Genomic DNA, 16,811 nt, shown 5'->3' with positions numbered 1-16,811 from the left:
CTAGAAAGGATTTTTCCTATGCAAGAAGACGACGACAACCAGAACCTCGTACTGGGCATCCTGTTCGGCATCATCGCCCTGGTGATCGGCCTGGTGATCGGCCTGACCGTTTATGTCACCGGCCAGACCAACACCAAGGCGGCTTCGGTTGCCGAAGTTGCCGAAGTGCCCGAAATCGCCGAAGTGGGCGATGCTCTGGCTAAGCTCTACTTCGACTCTGGCATGGCTGAGCTGCCCGCCAATGCTGCTGAGGAAGTGGCCAAGGTCGTCGCCAAGCTGCAGGAAGATCCCAGCAAGATCGTGCTGATCTCCGGTTACCACGACGAAACCGGTGGCGCCGCGGTCAATGCCGAAGTGGCCAAGGCCCGCGCCGTGGCCCTCAAGGATGCCCTGATCGCTGCCGGTGTGCCGGCCGACAAGGTGGCCATGCGCAAGCCCGCCGTGACCCTGGGTGGCACCGACGCCGCTGAAGCCCGTCGCGTGGAAGTGCGCGTGCAGTAAGCGGAACGCCGCCCACTGTCAGAAAAGCCGGGCTTGCCCGGCTTTTTGCATTGTGGAGCGGCAGATTGATGTGGGCTGCTACCATCGCCCCCATGAGTCTCTACCAGACCCTCGCCGATGACACCGCCCGGCTGATCGCCGAGGGCGTGCTGCGCCCCGGCGACCGGCTGCCCTCGGTGCGGCAGACCTGCCGTATCCACGGCATTGCCCCGGTGACCGTCACCCAGGCCTATCACCTGCTGGAGAGCCGGGGGCTGATCGAGGCACGCCCCAAGTCGGGTTATTTTGTCCGCGCCCGCCTGGGGCAACGCCTGCCTGAACCGGAGATGAGCCGCCCGGTGGGGCATTCCACGGCGCTGGAGGTGAGCGACTTCATTTTCGAGATTCTCGACAGCGTCAAGGATCTGGCGGTGGTGCCGCTCGGCTCAAGTTTCCCGAGCCCGCGGCTGTTCCCCCTGGACAAGCTGGGGCGCTTCCTGGCTGCGGCGGCACGCCACCTGGATCCCCTGTCCACCATCACCGATCTGCCGCCGGGCAATGACGAACTGCGTCGGCAGTTGTCCCTGCGTTACCTGGCCCATGGGGCACGGGTGTCGCCCCAGGAGATCGTGACTACCTCCGGCGCCATGGAGGGGCTCAACCTGTGCCTGCAGGCAGTCACCCGTCCGGGCGACCTGATCGCCATCGAGTCCCCGACCTTCTATGCAGGCCTGCAGGCCAGCGAGCGCCTGGGGCTGAAGGTCATCGAGATCCCCAGCCATCCCCGGGAAGGGGTCAATCTGGCGGCCCTGGAGGATGCTCTGCGCCATCATCCGGTGAAGGCCTGCTTGCTGATGCTCAACTTCGCCAACCCCACCGGCAGCCGGGTGCCGGATGGGCGCCGACAGGCGCTGATCGAGCTGCTCGACCGGCACGAGGTGCCCCTGATCGAGGACGACGTCTACGCCGAGCTGTATTTTGGCGCCGAGCCACCCCTGTGCAGCAAGGCCGTGGACCCCCATGGCCGGGTAATGCACGTGTCGTCCTTCTCCAAGTGCTTGGCCCCGGGCTATCGCATCGGCTGGGTGGCGGCGGGGCGCTATGCGGGCCTGATTCAGCGCCAGAAGCTGTCCACCAGCCTGGCCACCACGGTGCCGGTGCAGATTGCTCTGGCCGAATACCTCAAGCACGGGGCCTATGAGAACCACTTGCGCCACCTGCGTCGCAGCCTGGCTGCCCAGGAGGCAGCCCTGGTCGAGGCGGTGGAGGCGCACTTCCCCGCAGGCACGCGCCTGGCCCGGCCCGAAGGGGGCTACTTCCTGTGGGTCGAGCTGCCCCGGCGGGTGGATGCGCTGGCGCTGCACCGCCAGGCCCTGGCCCAAGGCATCAGCCTTGCGCCGGGGCCGATCTTTTCGGCCAAGCGGGAGTTCGGTCACTGCATCCGTCTCAACTTCGGCCACCCCATCGACGACCGGGCCAGGGACGCGGTTAGGGTCCTCGGCCAGCTGCTTGCTGAGCAGGGGGAGATGGATCTGTGTCTATAAAAAACGATACAGGCTGAATCTGTTTCCATTTTTGTCCGGGTGATTTACTTCTGTCCCAGGAGGAAAGCCCGAATGAACAAGCCAGTCAGCAAGGTCCGCGAAGCCAAGCTCGAGTTGTATCGCAAGAAAGGAAAGATCCACGCCCGCGAAGTGAAGGGGCGCTTCAACACGCTCCGCTGGGGCATGGTGTGGTTCACCCAGATCATCTTTTACGGGGCCTGCTGGCTCCAGTGGGATGGACGCCAGGCCCTGTGGTTCGACATCCCCCACGAGAAGTTCTACCTCTTCGGTCTGGTGCTGTGGCCCCAGGATGCCCTGTTGCTGGCCATCGCCCTGATCCTGGCCGCCACCGGCCTGTTTCTGGTCACGGCCCTGGCGGGGCGGCTGTTCTGCGGTTTTGCCTGCCCGCAGACGGTCTACACGTCCATCTTCATGTGGATCGAGACCCGGGTGGAGGGCGACCACCTGGCCCGCCTGCGGCTGGACCAGGCGCCTATGGGGCTGCGCAAGCTGGGCCTGAGGGCATCCAAGCACGGCCTGTGGCTGCTGGTGGCGGCGTGGACGGGGATCACCTTCGTTGGTTACTTCACTCCCATCCGCGAGCTGCTGCCGGCCGTGGCAGGCTGGAGCGTCGGGCCCTGGGAGGGCTTCTGGGTGGTGTTCTACGCCTTGTTCACCTATCTCCAGGCCGGCTTTGCCCGGGAGGCCGTGTGCCAGCACATGTGCCCCTACTCCCGCTTCCAGGGGGTCATGTTTGACGCCACCACCCGCACGGTGAGCTACGACGCCGGCAGGGGTGAGCCTCGCAAGGGCAAGGGCGGCGGGGACTGCGTGGATTGCGGCATCTGTGTGCAGGTGTGCCCCACAGGGATCGACATTCGCGATGGCCTCCAGTACCAGTGCATCAACTGCGGCCTGTGCGCGGATGCCTGTGACGAGGTGATGACCCGCGTGGCCAAGCCCCACGGTCTGATCCGCTTTGCCTCCGAGCAGGAACTGGCCGGTCAGCCCAGGCGCGGCACACGCCCCCGCCTGGCGGTATATGGCGGGCTGATCGGCGTGTTCCTGGCTTTGGGGGGCTGGACGGCGACGCAGCGCTCGCTGTTGCTGGTGGATGTACTGCGTGACCGGGGCAGCTTGGCCCGGGAGGCGAGCGACGGTCGCATCGAGAATGCCTACACCCTCAAGCTCGTCAATCTGGCCGAAATGCCCCGGGACTTCGAAGTGGAGGTGAGCGGCCTGCCCGGCATCGAGTTGGTAGGGGCCCGCCGTTTTGCCGGTGATCCCGGCAGCATCCGTGCCGTGCAGGTCACGGTGGCGGTGCCCGCGGATGCGGGCCCGCCGGGCGCCAGGCCGATCAGTTTCCAGGTGCGGGCCAGCGACGACCCGGCAACCCGGGTCACCGAAAAGAGCACCTTCGTCCTTCCCTGATCCACCTCAATTGCCGAGACCACCATGTACCGATACAAGCAAGCCGACCAGCGTCTGGTGGAAGACCGGGTCGCCCAGTTTCGCGACCAGATGACCCGCTTTCTGGACGGGCGCCTCGGGGAGGACGAGTTCCGCCCCCTGCGCCTGCAGAACGGCCTCTACGTGCAGCGCCACGCGCCCATGCTGCGGGTGGCGATACCCTATGGCACCCTGGCGGCCTACCAGCTGCGCAAGCTGGCCGACATCGCCCGCCGTTTCGACCGGGGCTACGGCCACTTCACCACTCGCTGCAACATCCAGTTCAACTGGGTGCGCCTGGAGGAGGCGCCGGACATCCTCGCCGAACTGGCCGCAGTGCAGATGCATGCCATCCAGACCTCCGGCAACTGCATCCGCAACATCACCACTGACCCCTTTGCCGGGGTGGCCGCCGACGAGCTGTTCGACCCGCGGCCCTACTGCGAGATCGTGCGCCAGTGGTCCACCCTGGCGCCGGAGTTCCTGTTCCTGCCGCGCAAGTTCAAGATCGCCTTTGCGGGCGGCGTGGAGGACGACCGGGCCGCGGTGCGCTTTCATGACATCGGCGCCCTTGCCCGGGTGGCTGATGACGGGCGGGTCGGCTTCGAGATTTTTGTCGGTGGAGGGCTGGGGCGCACCCCGATGGTCGGCAGGACGATTCGGGATTTCCTGCCCCGGGAAGAGCTGCTCAACTATTTCGAGGCCATCCTGCGGGTCTATAACCGCCATGGCCGGCGTGACAACAAGTACAAGGCGCGCATCAAGATCCTGGTGAAAGACCTCACCCTGGAAGGCTTCACCCGGGAGGTGGAGGACGAATGGGCATGGACCCGGGGCGGCCCGGGATGCATCAGCGATGCAACCTTCCGGGAAATGGAGGCCTTCTTCGCCCGGCACGACTACGCGCCTGCCCCCGCCGACGATCCGGGCTACCTCGCTGCGTTGGACGGCGAGCGGGCTTTTGCCCGCTGGGTGGAGCGCAATGTTTCACCCCACCGGGAGCCGGGCTATGCGGTGGTGACCCTGTCCCTGAAGAAGACCGGCGTGCCCCCCGGCGATGCCACCGCCGAGCAGATGGACGGGGTGGCCGAGCTGGCGGAGCGCTTCAGCGCTGGCGAGATCCGCGTCAGCCACGAGCAGAACCTGGTGCTGCCCCACGTGGCCCGCCGGGATCTGCCGGCTTTATGGCAGGGGGTGCGTGCCCTGGGGTTGGCGACGCCCAACATAGGCCTGCTGACTGATCTGGTGTGCTGCCCCGGTGGGGACTTCTGTTCCTTGGCCAATGCCCGCTCCATCCCGGTGGCGGCGGCCATCCAGCAGCGCTTCGATGATCTGGACTACCTGTTCGACCTGGGCCCCCTGGAGCTCAACATGTCGGGCTGCGTGAATGCCTGCGGCCATCATCACATCGGCCATATCGGCATCCTCGGCGTGGATAAGAACAACGAGGAGTGGTACCAGGTGACCCTGGGCGGGCGGGAAGGCCGCCATGCTGCACTGGGTCGGGTGATCGGCCCGTCCTTTGCCGCAGGGCAAATCCCGGACGTGATTGCGGATTTGCTCAAGGTATACGTTGGTGCGCGTCACGAGGGGGAGATCTTCATCGATACCGTGGAGCGGGTCGGGCTGGACGCCTTCAAGGCGCGGGTTTACGGAGGGGCAGCATGAGCGCACTGATCCGAGACGGGAAAGTTATTGACGAGAATTGGCAGTGGATCGAAGGAGACGTACCCCGGGTGGTCGAACGGCTGGAGGCGGGGGAGTTGCTCATGCTTCCGCTGGGAGTGTGGCTCGCCCAGCGGCCTCGCCTCGATCCGCTGTGTGCGGGCGTGTGGTTGGGGCCGGATGACGCGCTTGAGGCCCTGCTGCCCTGGCTGGCGGATGTGCCCCTGGTGGCCATCCACTTTCCGCTGTTCACCGATGGGCGGGGCTATTCCCTGGCCCATCTGCTGCGCCGTCGCCACGGCTACACCGGCGAGTTGCGGGCGATAGGGGATGTGCTGGTGGATCAGCTTGCCTTGATGGCCCAGTGCGGTTTCAACAGCTTCAGCCTGCGCGCCGACCAGCCGCCGGCGGCAGCCCTGGCTGCCCTGGTCGGCGGCCTTCGCTCACCCTGGCCTGGTTCTGCCGTGCCCTGATTTGCAGCAATATGGTGAGCCTGCGTTGTAACACCTGTTCACAGTCTGAACATGGTGCATTGCGGCATCAGCGGCTTGCTGCAGTCTGTGGCAGTTGGCACGGCCCTTGCGCATATTTAGGACGCGCTTCCCCTGCCGGAGGCGTTTTCCGAGCGAGGTAAGCATGGTGGATGGGCTGGCGTTGTGGAAGCAGTTGTTGCAGGTGCAGGAGCCCTGGGTCGTCCAGGCTTGCCGTGCGGATGAATTCAATCGCTGCATGGCCGTGTGGATCGGCGTGGAAGCGCCGCGCAGCTGGTTCGGCCTGGGCCGCCCGCGGGTGGTCGAAGGAAGCACCGAGGTTAGCTGGCGGCACACCGGCTTTGGTGGCTGGCGGGTCCAGGTGCATGTGCGGGTCCCGGTGGGAAGTGAGATGCCGCGCCACCCCTGGGCCGGCGAGGCCGGCATGCCCTTCACCCGGGCTCTCGACCAGCAGATCCTGTCCTTGCTCAATGAAGGGGTGGGCATGAACGGCGTGTGCTCTATCCTTGACCTGCCGATGACCGAGGTGTGGCGCTATCGCTACGCCCTTGATCGGGGCGGGCACGTGGTGACTGGGGCCGAGTCGGCGCCGCTGGCGGGTTCCGACCCGGCGGCGCCCCCTGCAGCCACCACCAGCCGGGTGCCGGGCTTGGACGACCCGGTGTGGCAGCGCCTGATGGACGGCACTCAGCCCCTGGATGTGCGGGTGCTGGGCTTGCAGTTGCTGCTGTCCCGCACCCGCAGTCAGGTGGCCCTGATTGCTGACGATGAGGTGCGCAGGATGAAGCTGCGCGACCTTCACCGCTATTTCGTCAAGAACGAACGCATGCTGGCCTATGAGCTGCGCCAACTGCTGCCGGAGGCTGCATGAACACATTGCAGAACGACCTGGTGGGTCTGGATGCGGCAGCTGCGCTGATCCGGGCTGGCCACTTCCTGATGATCGCCGGAGATGAGGCTCTGCTGCGTCGCCTGCCTGCCGGCAACTGGATTGGCGGCACGATCCCCTACTTCATGGGCAGCGACGGGGGGCAGGTGAGCCGGGAGCGGCTTTTCGTCACCCACATTCCGGCGGATGCCGGTGCGCCGGAGATCCGCAGCTACGACATCACCAGTATCGACCACGTGTGTGCTGACGGTCCGTCCAACGGCTTCAGTCTGATCATCATTCCGGCCTTCTCGGCGATCCACTCGCTGTATGCCCGCAAGGCACCGGGGTTTGAGGACATGTTCATCAAACCGGTGGTGGGCTGGGTGGCAGGCTGCCATGTGGACGACATCGGCCAGGTGGCCCCTTTGGTGGTCAGCGGCCCCGGGCTGGATTTCGAGGCGGAGCGGGCGGTGGTGATGCATGTGCCCTTGTTGCCCGAGCACTATGCCCACGTTCGCATCGCCAATGCCATGCGTCAGGGCGGGGGCGAAGTACTGCGCTTTCCGGAGACAGGCTTTTCTGCCGGCCGCTGCACGGTGGATGGCGTGGATACCACCCTGGCTTCCTACCTGGAAGCGCGCCAGGCCGATCTACGCCTGCCCCTGGTGGCGGACTATGGTGGAGCATCGGTAAATGTGTCGATCAAGGGGGTGGACCGGGCGGCCGGGAGGGTGGACTTCTACGCTCCGGTGTTTGACGATGTGGCCTACCGCCTGGCCGCGCCGGTGGACTTTTCCGCCGACCCCGAGGCCGGCGGAGAAACGGCCCTGTGGTCGTGCAACTGCATCCTCAACTACCTGTACTGTGGGTTGGAGGGGCGGCGCGCCCCCCCGGGCGGGCCGATGACCTTTGGCGAGATCGCCTACCTGCTCCTCAACCAGACCCAGGTTTTTCTGGAAATCGAAACGCTTTAGGGATGTGCTGAAAGATGGGCAGGGTGGGCGGGGCGGAATGTGAAATTCATCGCATTATTGCCTCGATGCCGGTGTGCCATGCGGGTTTAGCACGGCCAACGGCGAGTCCGTCACGGTGGTGTGGCATGGGGGAGGGCATGATGCGGGCTCTGATTCCACCCGCCCCGTGATCCATGACCGCTTCCCGTTTCCCTTCTTTCTGCCGCTGCGCTCTTGTCGCCCTGCTGGCCTTGCTGGCCGCTGGTGTCCAGGCCGCCGGGCGGGATGTCGGGCCGTCGGAGGCTCCCGAGTGGAGTGATGAGCCGCCGGCCCTGGCACGCCTGCTGGAAAGCGGCTACCAGGCCGAGGCCGGCCGCCAGCCCGGTGTAGCTGCAGCCCACTATTGCGCTGCAGCTCGGGATGGCAGCGTCGAAGGCCAGTACCGCTTGGGGCGCCTGTACCTGCTGGGGCAGGGTGTTCCCCGGGACAGCCAGGTTGGCACGACGCTGCTGTCGATTGCGGCCCAGCGTGGTCATGAGAAGGCTCAGAGCCTCGTCAGCCCCCTTGCTGCGGCCGAGAAGTTGCCTGATTGCCTCATCACCGGCAGGGCGCCGGAGGTGCTGGTGGCTGCGGACAGTGGCGAGGCAGTGCCCCACGAGGTGGTGGAACGCTTTGTTCGGGCGTTGCCGGCCGACAAACGCCGTCATGCCCAGATGGTCCAGAGGCTGGCACCGCGCTTCAGCGTGGACCCGCGCCTGGCCCTGGCCATCGTGCGTACTGAATCCAATTTTGATGCATCGGCACGCTCCCCCAAGAACGCCCTCGGCCTGATGCAGCTAATCCCTGACACCGCCGAGCGCTTCGGCGTTCGTGACGCCCTCGACCCTGAGCAGAACATTCGCGGTGGCCTCGCTTACCTGCGCTGGCTGCTCCAGCATTTCAAGGGCGACGTGGCCCTGGCGGCAGCGGCCTACAACGCGGGCGAGGGCAATGTGGCCCGCTACAAGGGGGTACCTCCCTTTGCTGAGACTCAGGAGTACGTGCGCCGTGTGCTGGCCTTCTATCGGGCGCCGCGGCACCCCGAAACCATGCGGGGCTGAACGGCGCTTCACGCCACCTACCGGTTTCCTGTACTTTCTCTCCGTTTCCATAACAACAGAGGACGGAGAGCATGCACCATCATCAGCAGTTCTATATCGGCGGTCAGTGGGTCGACCCTGCCGGAGGCAATCGGCTTGACGTGATCAACCCCGCCACCGAGGCGGTCATCGGCAGCATTGCCCTGGGGGGGACGGATGACGTGACACGTGCCGTGGCGGCCGCAAAGGCAGCCTTTCCGGCCTTTTCCGCCACGACCCGAGAGGCACGCCTCGATCTGCTCCAGCGCGTCTGCGCGGCCTACAAAGCGCGGTACGAAGACATGGCCCACGCTATCTCCGCCGAGATGGGGGCACCGTTCAAGCATCTGGCCGGTAGTGCCCAGTCGGGCTCGGGCCTGGCCCACTTCAAGGCGGCAGCCGCCGCGCTGGCGGAGTTCTCCTTTGAACACAGTCGTGGTGCCACGCGCATCCTGCGCGAGCCCATTGGCGTGTGTGCGCTGATCACCCCGTGGAACTGGCCGGCCAACCAGATGGCCTGCAAGGTGGCGCCGGCCCTGGCTGCCGGGTGCACCATGGTCCTCAAGCCCTCCGAACTGGCGCCTCTGTCGGCAATCATCCTGGCCGAGATCCTCCACGAAGCCGGGGTGCCAGCAGGGGTGTTCAACCTCGTTAATGGTGACGGTCCTGGTGTGGGTGCGCCTCTGTGTTCTCACCCGGACGTGGACATGGTCTCCTTCACCGGCTCCACCCGGGCTGGCAAGTTGGTGATGAAGGGCGCCGCCGATACCATCAAGAAGGTGGCTCTGGAGTTGGGCGGGAAGTCTGCCAACATCTTGCTCGACGATGCCGACTTCCCCCGGGCGGTGAAGCAGGGCGTGCTCACCCTGATGACCAACAGTGGTCAGAACTGCAACGCGCCTTCGCGCATGCTGGTGCCCGAGTCGCGTCTCGCCGAGGTGGAAGAGATTGCTGCGGCGACCTTGGCCCGGGTTGTGGTCGGAGATCCGGCTGCGGACAGCACGACGATGGGGCCGTTGGCTAACCGGGCCCAGTTCGAGCGGGTTCAGGCCTTGATCAGCACGGGTGTTGCAGAAGGTGCGAAGTGTGTGGCCGGTGGCCCCGGACGACCGGATGGTGTGGAGAAGGGCTTTTTCACCCGGCCGACGATCTTCAGTGGCGTGACCCCGGGCATGACCATCGCGCGGGAGGAAATCTTCGGGCCTGTCCTGTCCATCCTTACTTACAAGGATGAAGATGATGCCATCCGCATTGCCAATGACACGGTGTATGGCCTGTCGGGCTACGTCTCCTCGTCAGACCTGGGGAGGGCACGCGCAGTGGCCCGCCGCCTGCGTACCGGTAACGTGCATCTCAACGGCGCGCCCATTGATCTTGCCGGGCCTTTCGGTGGCTACAAGCAGTCGGGCCTGGGGCGGGAGTGGGGAGCTTTCGGAATCGAGGAGTTCCTTGAAGTGAAAGCAATCCTGGGCTTCGGCGATGATTGAGGCCTGGCATCCGAGCAAGGGACACCACCTGATAGGCGCGAAGATCTGAAACAACAAAGCCCCTGATCTCAGGGGCTTTGTGCACCAGCGCGTGGCCAGGTGAAGCTGCTTGATGGTGCGGGGCAAGGGACTCGAACCCTCACGCCTTGCGGCGCTGGAACCTAAATCCAGTGCGTCTACCAATTCCGCCAACCCCGCATCCAGCGGCGCGCATTGTAAAGGCTGTCCGTCGCCAGGGCTAGCCTTTTGTTCCGGCTTGATCGCGGAGTTCCCTCGCTGGCTAAGGTGGCCGTGAACGACACTGCCCGGGCTGCACACAGGGGAAAACCACTGTGTGCAGCCCGGGCAGTGGCGACAGAGCCGTGTGCGAGCGGAATCAGCCGCGGCGCATGGCGTCGAAGAACTCGCCGTTGTTCTTGGTCGCCTTGATCTTGTCGAGCAGGAACTCCATCGCATCGATGTCATCCATGCCGTACAGCAGCTTGCGCAGCACCCAGACCTTCTGCAGCACGTCGGACTTGAGCAGCAGCTCTTCGCGACGGGTGCCCGAGCGGTTGACGTTGATGGCGGGGTAAACCCGCTTCTCAGCCATGCGCCGGTCCAGATGGATTTCCATATTGCCGGTGCCCTTGAACTCTTCGTAAATCACGTCGTCCATGCGGCTGCCGGTGTCGATCAGGGCGGTGGCGATAATGGTCAGGGAGCCGCCTTCCTCGATGTTCCGGGCGGCGCCGAAGAAGCGCTTCGGCTTTTGCAGGGCATTGGCGTCCACACCACCGGTGAGTACCTTGCCAGAGGCCGGTACCACAGTGTTGTAGGCTCGCGCCAGGCGGGTCAGGGAGTCGAGGAGGATGACCACGTCGCGCTTGTGCTCGACCAGGCGCTTGGCCTTCTCGATGACCATCTCGGCAACCTGCACGTGACGGATGGCAGGCTCGTCGAAAGTGGAGGCAACCACCTCGCCCTTCACGGAGCGCTGCATTTCGGTCACTTCTTCGGGCCGTTCGTCGATCAGCAGCACGATCACTACTACATCGGGGTGATTCGAGGTGATCGAGTGGGCGATGTGCTGCAGCATCACCGTCTTGCCGCTCTTCGGCGGGGCTACTAGCAGGCCACGCTGGCCCTTGCCGATGGGGGAGATCATATCCACCACGCGGGAGGTGATGTTCTCCTCGGCCCGGATGTCCCGTTCCAGTTTGAGGCACTGGTTGGGGTGGAGCGGGGTGAGGTTTTCGAAGAGGATCTTGTGTTTGGAGGCTTCAGGCGGCTCGAAGTTGACTTTGTCTACCTTGACCAGGGCAAAGTAACGCTCGCCGTCCTTGGGGGTCCGGATCTCGCCCTCCACGGTGTCGCCGGTATGCAGGTTGAACCTGCGGATCTGGCTGGGCGACACGTAAATGTCGTCGGTGCCTGCGAGATAAGAGGTGTCGGGGGAGCGCAGGAAGCCAAAGCCGTCCGGCAGAACCTCCATGACCCCATCACCGTAAATCGGCTCGCCTTTCTTGGCGCGGTTTTTGAGCAGCGCGAAGACCAGTTCCTGCTTGCGCAGGCGGTTGGCGCCTTCGATGTCGTTGGCAATGGCCATTTCAAGCAATTGGCCGACGTGGAGAGACTTGAGCTCCGAGAGGTGCATGGCAGGCAGCGGTGGGAGAGATTGAGACGGGTATGGGAGAGGTATGGGAACAGCAGGGATACGGCAAGTACGCGGAAAGACGGCAGCAGATGTGCGCGAACTGTGTAGCGGCGCCGGGCTTGCCGGGTGGTTTGCCCCGAGGGCGCCGCTAAGTAACGACTATTTAGGGGAGACTATGCTGATTACAGGTGGCTGTCAATGAAGGCCGCAAGTTGCGACTTGGACAGTGCGCCGACCTTGGTGGCCTCAATGTTGCCACCCTTGAACAGCATCAGGGTCGGAATGCCACGGATGCCGTACTTTGCAGGCGTTTCCTGATTTTCATCAATGTTCAGCTTGGCAACCTTGAGCTTGCCGGCGTATTCCTTCGAAACTTCATCGAGGATGGGGGCAATCATCTTGCACGGACCACACCACTCAGCCCAGTAATCTACCAGCACGGGGCTGGTGGACTGCAGAACCTCCGCTTCGAAGTTCGCATCGGTGACGTAATGGATATGTTCGCTCATGATTCCTCGCTTCAGGGGATTTTATAGATGTCGCCGCGGGTGGGGAGCATGTTCCGGGTAGTCGGAACCCCGCAACTCAAGCGACAAGACGATAGATAGCGGGATGCTAGCGAATAATCACCGGCAAGAAAAGCGCTTTTCTCGCCAGTGACCTTGACATGTGGTAACGGTGGCACACTTGGAACATTTCTGGACAGGGGCTGTCTCGCCTTTGGGGCGCTGGTGTCGTGTGCCCTCTGGAATCTGCCCAATGGGGTATATTGCGGCCCCTCTATACTTCACCTGCTTTGTCGATGCCCGGGCGGGCAGCGGCAATTCAAACCACAGGAGCGCGCCCGATGACTTACGTCGTTACTGAGAACTGCATCCGCTGCAAGTACACCGACTGCGTGGACGTGTGTCCGGTCGATTGCTTTCGCGAAGGCCCCAATTTTCTGGTGATCGACCCCGATGAGTGCATTGATTGCACCCTCTGCGTGGCGGAGTGCCCGGCCGAAGCGATTTTTGCCGAAGACGACGTTCCGGCCGGGCAGCAGGCCTTCATTGCCTTGAACGCAGAGCTGGCGGCCAAGTGGGTGCCGATCGTCGAGCGCAAGGATCCGCCGGCCGATGCCGACGACTGGCGCGGTGTGGCTGACAAGCTCAAGCACCTGGAGCGCTGATTCCCGTTCGCCGCAGCGCCGTCCGGCATCTGGGGCTGGCCTGATGCCTGAAGGTCGCAGTATTGGATATTTGTCGGCCTCTCGGTATGACAGCCCGGAGAATACGAATCTGTAGCGCTGGAGTAGGGGTAAATCCTGATTTTTCGGGGCTTTGCGCCCTTGCCTCCAATCGAATACCATCGCAGCCAGGACAGATTCCGGCGGATATGCGCCTCGACAAGGAAAACAAAATGCTGGTCAGTGAAATTCTCGCAATCAAGGGCAAGGTGCTGTTTACGGTTTCCTCCAACAAGACGCTTGCCGAGGCGGTTGCGGTGATGACGGAGCAGGATGTCGGTTCCCTGGTGGTTTTCGATAAGGGGCGCATGGCTGGTTTGCTGACCTTTCGCGAGGTGCTGGTGGCGGCCCAGAAGGCGGGCGCTGAATGGCAGACCCTGTCGGTCGTCGATGCCATGCTGAAGGACCCTGTGGTTGCCGCGCCCAACATGGAGATGGATGAATTGCGCCGCCAGATGGTCGAACATCACCAGCGCTACCTCCCGGTCATGGAGGACACCATGCTGATGGGGGTCGTGTCCTTCCATGACGTGGCCAAGGCCGTGTTGGAAGAGCAGAGCTTCGAGAATCGCATGCTCAAGAATTACATCCGCAACTGGCCTGCCGAGGATCAAGCCTGATTCGCGACGGCTCTGGAGTTTTACGGTAGCAAGCAGGGTGTTCCGCTAAGGGGGCGGATACCCTGACAAAAAGGCGCTCGAACGCCGGTCGAAAAGTATGTTGGAAGCCGTCACCTGTTCGGTGCCGGACCGCCTGGGGAGGGCGGGTCCCCGGTCTGATCTCCGTCTTGTGAGACGGGGGCAGGCCGGTCAGGCCTTGAACCAACTACATAGGAGACAGCAGCATGAAAAAAATATGGCTTGAGAGCTATCCCCCTGGTGTTCCGGCAGAGATAGACACGAACCAGTTTGCATCCCTGGGTGATCTGTTCGACAAGAGTGTCGCAAGGTTTGCCGGACACACGGCCTATATCAATATGGGCAAGTCGATCACGTATGCGGAACTCGACCTGCTTTCACGTCAGTTCGCGGGCTACCTCCAAGGTGAGCTGAGGTTGGCGAAAGGTGCCCGGGTGGCGCTGATGATGCCCAATTGCCTGCAGTACCCGATTGCGATGTTCGCCGTGTTGCGGGCGGGATTCACCGTGGTGAATGTGAATCCTCTGTACACCGCCCGGGAGCTTGAGCACCAGCTTCGCGATGCCGGCTGCGAGGCTATCGTTATCATGGAGAACTTCGCCCATACCCTTGATGAGGTGATGGCGCGTACCTCGGTGCGTCACGTTGTCGTCACCGGGCTTGGTGACATGCTTGGTTTTCCGAAGTCCCTGCTGGTCAATCTGGTGGTGCGCCATGTCAAGAAGATGGTGCCGGCCTGGAATCTGCCGGGGCATGTGGGCTTTCGCGATGCCCTCAGCCGCGGATCGGCCCATGGACTCACAGCGGTGAGCATGACCCACGACGATCTCGCCTACCTGCAATACACCGGGGGCACGACGGGGGTGGCCAAGGGGGCAATGCTGACCCACGGCAATATTGTTGCCAACCTCCAGCAGGCCCATGCCTGGATCAGTTCCTACGTGAGGGAAGGGGAGGAGGTGATCATCACGGCGCTGCCGCTCTACCACATCTTTTCGCTTACCGCGAACTGCCTCACGTTTTTCAAGATCGGCGCGACTAATGTGCTGATCACCAATCCCCGGGACATCCCGGCCTTTGTCACCGAGCTGGGCAAGTATCCATTTACGGTGATTACCGGCGTGAACACGCTGTTCAATGCCCTGCTCAACAACCCGGAATTCGAAAAGCTCGATTTCACCACCCTCAGGGTTGCTCTCGGTGGCGGGATGGCGGTGCAGCAGGCTGTTGCGGACCGCTGGAAGAAAGTGACCGGCAGGCCTCTGGCGGAGGCCTACGGCCTTACCGAGACCTCTCCTGCCGTATGCATCAACCCTCTTGATCTGCCCGAGTTCAACCACTCCATCGGTCTTCCCATCTCGTCGACCGACATCAGTCTGCGGGACGACGACGGATACGAGGTTTCAAGGGGGATCCCCGGGGAGCTGTGCGTGAAGGGGCCCCAGGTGATGAAGGGCTACTACAACCGGCCGGAAGAAACGGCTCGGGCCTTTACCCATGACGGCTACCTGCGTACCGGGGATATGGCGACCATTGATGATGATGGCTTCGTCCGCATCGTCGATCGCAAGAAAGACATGATCCTGGTGTCGGGATTTAACGTCTATCCGAATGAGGTGGAGGACATCGTGGCGGCGCACCCCGGGGTGATGGAGGTGGCGGCGTTGGGGGTGCCCGACGAGCATTCCGGTGAGGCGGTGAAGGTCTTCGTGGTGCGCAAGGATCCTGCGTTGACGGCAGAGGCGCTCATTGCCCATTGCCGGGCGGGGCTGACCGGCTACAAGGTGCCGCGTTTCGTTGAGTTTCGCGACGAGTTGCCGAAGAGCAATGTGGGCAAGATCCTGCGTCGTGTCCTGCGTGATGCGTCGCACACTGCGGAGCATGTCTGAGCTCCGTCGGAAAAATAGCACTTGTGTTTTTGGACTGTTGTGCGAATAATTCGAAGCTAGTCTTGTAGATGACCCCATGACCCTTTTCGCATTCGCCCTGCCTGTCGACGTCGTTGCTGTAGTACGCGTAGTAAGCGTAGGTGAGCGCGCGTCGTAAGGGTCCTCAGGTAGTCGATAAAGAATTTCAGACCCCCGCCGGCGCGCAACCGGCGGGGGTTTTGTCTTTTTGTTTTACCCCAGGCCCGGAAAGCGTTTCGGCTTCCAAGCCCCTAGGAGAAATCGATGATGCAAATGACTGGAGCAGACCTGATCGTGAAGCTGCTCGAACGGCAGGGAATCAGCACGATCGCCGGCGTGCCCGGCGGTGCGGCCCTGCCGATGTATGATGCCCTGTCCAAGAGCGAGCAGATCCACCACGTCCTGTGCCGGCATGAACAAGGCGCTGGCTTTATCGCCCAGGGCATGGCGCGTGTCTCGGGTCGTCCCGAGGTGTGTCTGGCCTCCAGCGGCCCAGGCGCCACCAATCTGATCACGGCCATCGCTGACGCCAAGCTCGATTCCATTCCGATGATTGCGCTGACTGGCCAGGTGCCCCTGTCGATGATCGGCACCGACGCCTTCCAGGAAGTCGATACCTACGGCCTGACCATCCCCATCACCAAGCATAATTTCCTGGTCCGTTCGGCCAAGGAGCTGCTGACGGCCGTTCCGGCTGCGTTCCGCATTGCCATGTCCGATCGCCCGGGGCCGGTGCTGATCGATGTGCCGAAGGACGTGCAGAACCAGATGGTGAGCTTCGAGGAATACCCCGATGTGGTGGTTCCCGATACGGCGCCGAGTTTTGACATCGCCGCGATCGAGGAAGCCGCGAAGATGATCGAGGCTGCCGAGCGCCCCGTGCTCTACCTTGGCGGTGGCGTGATCCATTCGGGGGCTGCCCACATGGCCGTGACCCTGGCCGAGCAGGCGTCCCTGCCGACCACGATGACCCTGATGGCCCTTGGCGCCATGCCCATGGATCATCCTCTGTCCCTGGGCATGCTGGGGATGCACGGTGCCCGCTATACCAACTACGTGCTGGAAGAGGCTGATCTGCTGATCTGTGTGGGCGCCCGTTTCGACGACCGCGCCATCGGCAAGACCGCCGAGTTCTGCCCGAATGCCAAGATCATCCATATCGACATTGACCGCTCCGAGCTGCACAAGGTCAAGAACGCCCATGTGGCCATCGCCGGCGACGTGGGCCAGGTGCTGTCCGAGCTGCTTCCGCGCGTCAAGCCCCAGTTGCGCAAGCGCTGGCTGTCCCATGTCGAGAGCCTCAAGGGCCGCTTCCCGCTGGCCATGCCGGGCATCGACAATCCC

The 16,811-nt window shown here is 63.4% G+C and carries 15 protein-coding genes and 1 tRNA gene; 13 read left to right on the top strand and 3 right to left on the bottom strand.

Translation table 11 applies throughout. The features are described from left to right. Positions 1-18: 18 nt before the first annotated feature. From PHI64_RS00080 to PHI64_RS00040, 9 genes are all read left to right on the top strand, one after another. A complete protein-coding gene (locus PHI64_RS00080; RefSeq protein ID WP_299876686.1) occupies positions 19-501 on the top strand; it encodes an OmpA family protein in 483 nt (160 codons plus the stop codon). Positions 502-593: 92 nt separating this feature from the next. Beyond that, complete coding sequence (locus PHI64_RS00075; RefSeq protein WP_299877290.1) at positions 594-2,024, top strand: PLP-dependent aminotransferase family protein; 1,431 nt, start codon at positions 594-596, stop codon at positions 2,022-2,024. Positions 2,025-2,096: 72 nt separating this feature from the next. Continuing rightward, the gene (ccoG, locus tag PHI64_RS00070; protein ID WP_299876683.1) at positions 2,097-3,455 is read left to right on the top strand and encodes a cytochrome c oxidase accessory protein CcoG; all 1,359 of its coding nucleotides are present in this window, start codon (positions 2,097-2,099) and stop codon (positions 3,453-3,455) included. A 24-nt stretch (positions 3,456-3,479) separates the two neighbouring features. Then, entirely contained in the window at positions 3,480-5,141 is a 1,662-nt protein-coding gene (locus tag PHI64_RS00065) for a nitrite/sulfite reductase (RefSeq protein ID WP_299876678.1), read from the top strand. After that, positions 5,138-5,611, top strand: a complete 474-nt coding sequence (locus PHI64_RS00060; protein WP_299876675.1) for a DUF934 domain-containing protein — start codon at positions 5,138-5,140, stop codon at positions 5,609-5,611. Before PHI64_RS00065 ends, PHI64_RS00060 begins: the two co-directional genes overlap by 4 nt. Positions 5,612-5,774: 163 nt before the next feature. Then, the gene (locus PHI64_RS00055; RefSeq protein ID WP_299876672.1) at positions 5,775-6,500 is read left to right on the top strand and encodes a hypothetical protein; all 726 of its coding nucleotides are present in this window, start codon (positions 5,775-5,777) and stop codon (positions 6,498-6,500) included. Further along, on the top strand, positions 6,497-7,474 hold the full coding sequence (locus tag PHI64_RS00050; RefSeq protein ID WP_299876670.1) for a hypothetical protein: 978 nt from the start codon (positions 6,497-6,499) through the stop codon (positions 7,472-7,474). The genes PHI64_RS00055 and PHI64_RS00050 overlap by 4 nt, the downstream gene beginning before the upstream one ends. 173 nt (positions 7,475-7,647) lie before the next feature. After that, the gene (locus PHI64_RS00045; protein WP_299876667.1) at positions 7,648-8,553 is read left to right on the top strand and encodes a lytic transglycosylase domain-containing protein; all 906 of its coding nucleotides are present in this window, start codon (positions 7,648-7,650) and stop codon (positions 8,551-8,553) included. Positions 8,554-8,624: 71 nt separating this feature from the next. Next, complete coding sequence (locus PHI64_RS00040) at positions 8,625-10,058, top strand: aldehyde dehydrogenase family protein (RefSeq protein ID WP_299876664.1); 1,434 nt, start codon at positions 8,625-8,627, stop codon at positions 10,056-10,058. A 113-nt stretch (positions 10,059-10,171) separates the two neighbouring features. On the opposite strand, the gene PHI64_RS00035 is transcribed toward PHI64_RS00040, so the two are convergent. The 3 genes from PHI64_RS00035 to trxA all read right to left on the bottom strand — a co-directional run bounded on the left by PHI64_RS00035 (position 10,172) and on the right by trxA (position 12,203). After that, positions 10,172-10,256, bottom strand: a tRNA-Leu gene (locus PHI64_RS00035). A gap of 178 nt (positions 10,257-10,434) precedes the next feature. Next, positions 10,435-11,694, bottom strand: coding sequence for a transcription termination factor Rho (rho, locus tag PHI64_RS00030; protein WP_296563536.1), 1,260 nt, complete (start codon positions 11,692-11,694; stop codon positions 10,435-10,437). A gap of 182 nt (positions 11,695-11,876) precedes the next feature. Continuing rightward, positions 11,877-12,203 carry a thioredoxin TrxA gene (trxA, locus tag PHI64_RS00025; RefSeq protein ID WP_296563546.1) on the bottom strand — a complete coding sequence of 109 codons (327 nt, stop codon included), beginning with the start codon at positions 12,201-12,203 and terminating at the stop codon, positions 11,877-11,879. 338 nt (positions 12,204-12,541) lie between these two features. Between trxA and fdxA the strand changes: the two genes are divergently transcribed. The 4 genes from fdxA to PHI64_RS00005 all read left to right on the top strand — a co-directional run. Further along, complete coding sequence (fdxA, locus tag PHI64_RS00020) at positions 12,542-12,865, top strand: ferredoxin FdxA (RefSeq protein ID WP_299876657.1); 324 nt, start codon at positions 12,542-12,544, stop codon at positions 12,863-12,865. Positions 12,866-13,095: 230 nt separating this feature from the next. Next, positions 13,096-13,542: a CBS domain-containing protein gene (locus PHI64_RS00015; RefSeq protein ID WP_299876654.1), complete on the top strand. Its 447-nt coding sequence runs from the start codon at positions 13,096-13,098 to the stop codon at positions 13,540-13,542. 224 nt (positions 13,543-13,766) lie between these two features. After that, positions 13,767-15,449 (top strand): long-chain-fatty-acid--CoA ligase, encoded by a 1,683-nt coding sequence (locus tag PHI64_RS00010; protein WP_299876651.1) that lies wholly within the window; start codon positions 13,767-13,769, stop codon positions 15,447-15,449. Between the two features lie 282 nt (positions 15,450-15,731). Continuing rightward, a partial coding sequence (locus PHI64_RS00005) for a thiamine pyrophosphate-binding protein (RefSeq protein WP_299876649.1) occupies positions 15,732-16,811 on the top strand: 1,080 nt, incomplete at its 3' end.

Source organism: Zoogloea sp. (genome assembly GCF_028689785.1).
GTDB lineage: Bacteria > Pseudomonadota > Gammaproteobacteria > Burkholderiales > Rhodocyclaceae > Zoogloea.
This window is presented reverse-complemented; position numbering and strand designations above follow the sequence as displayed.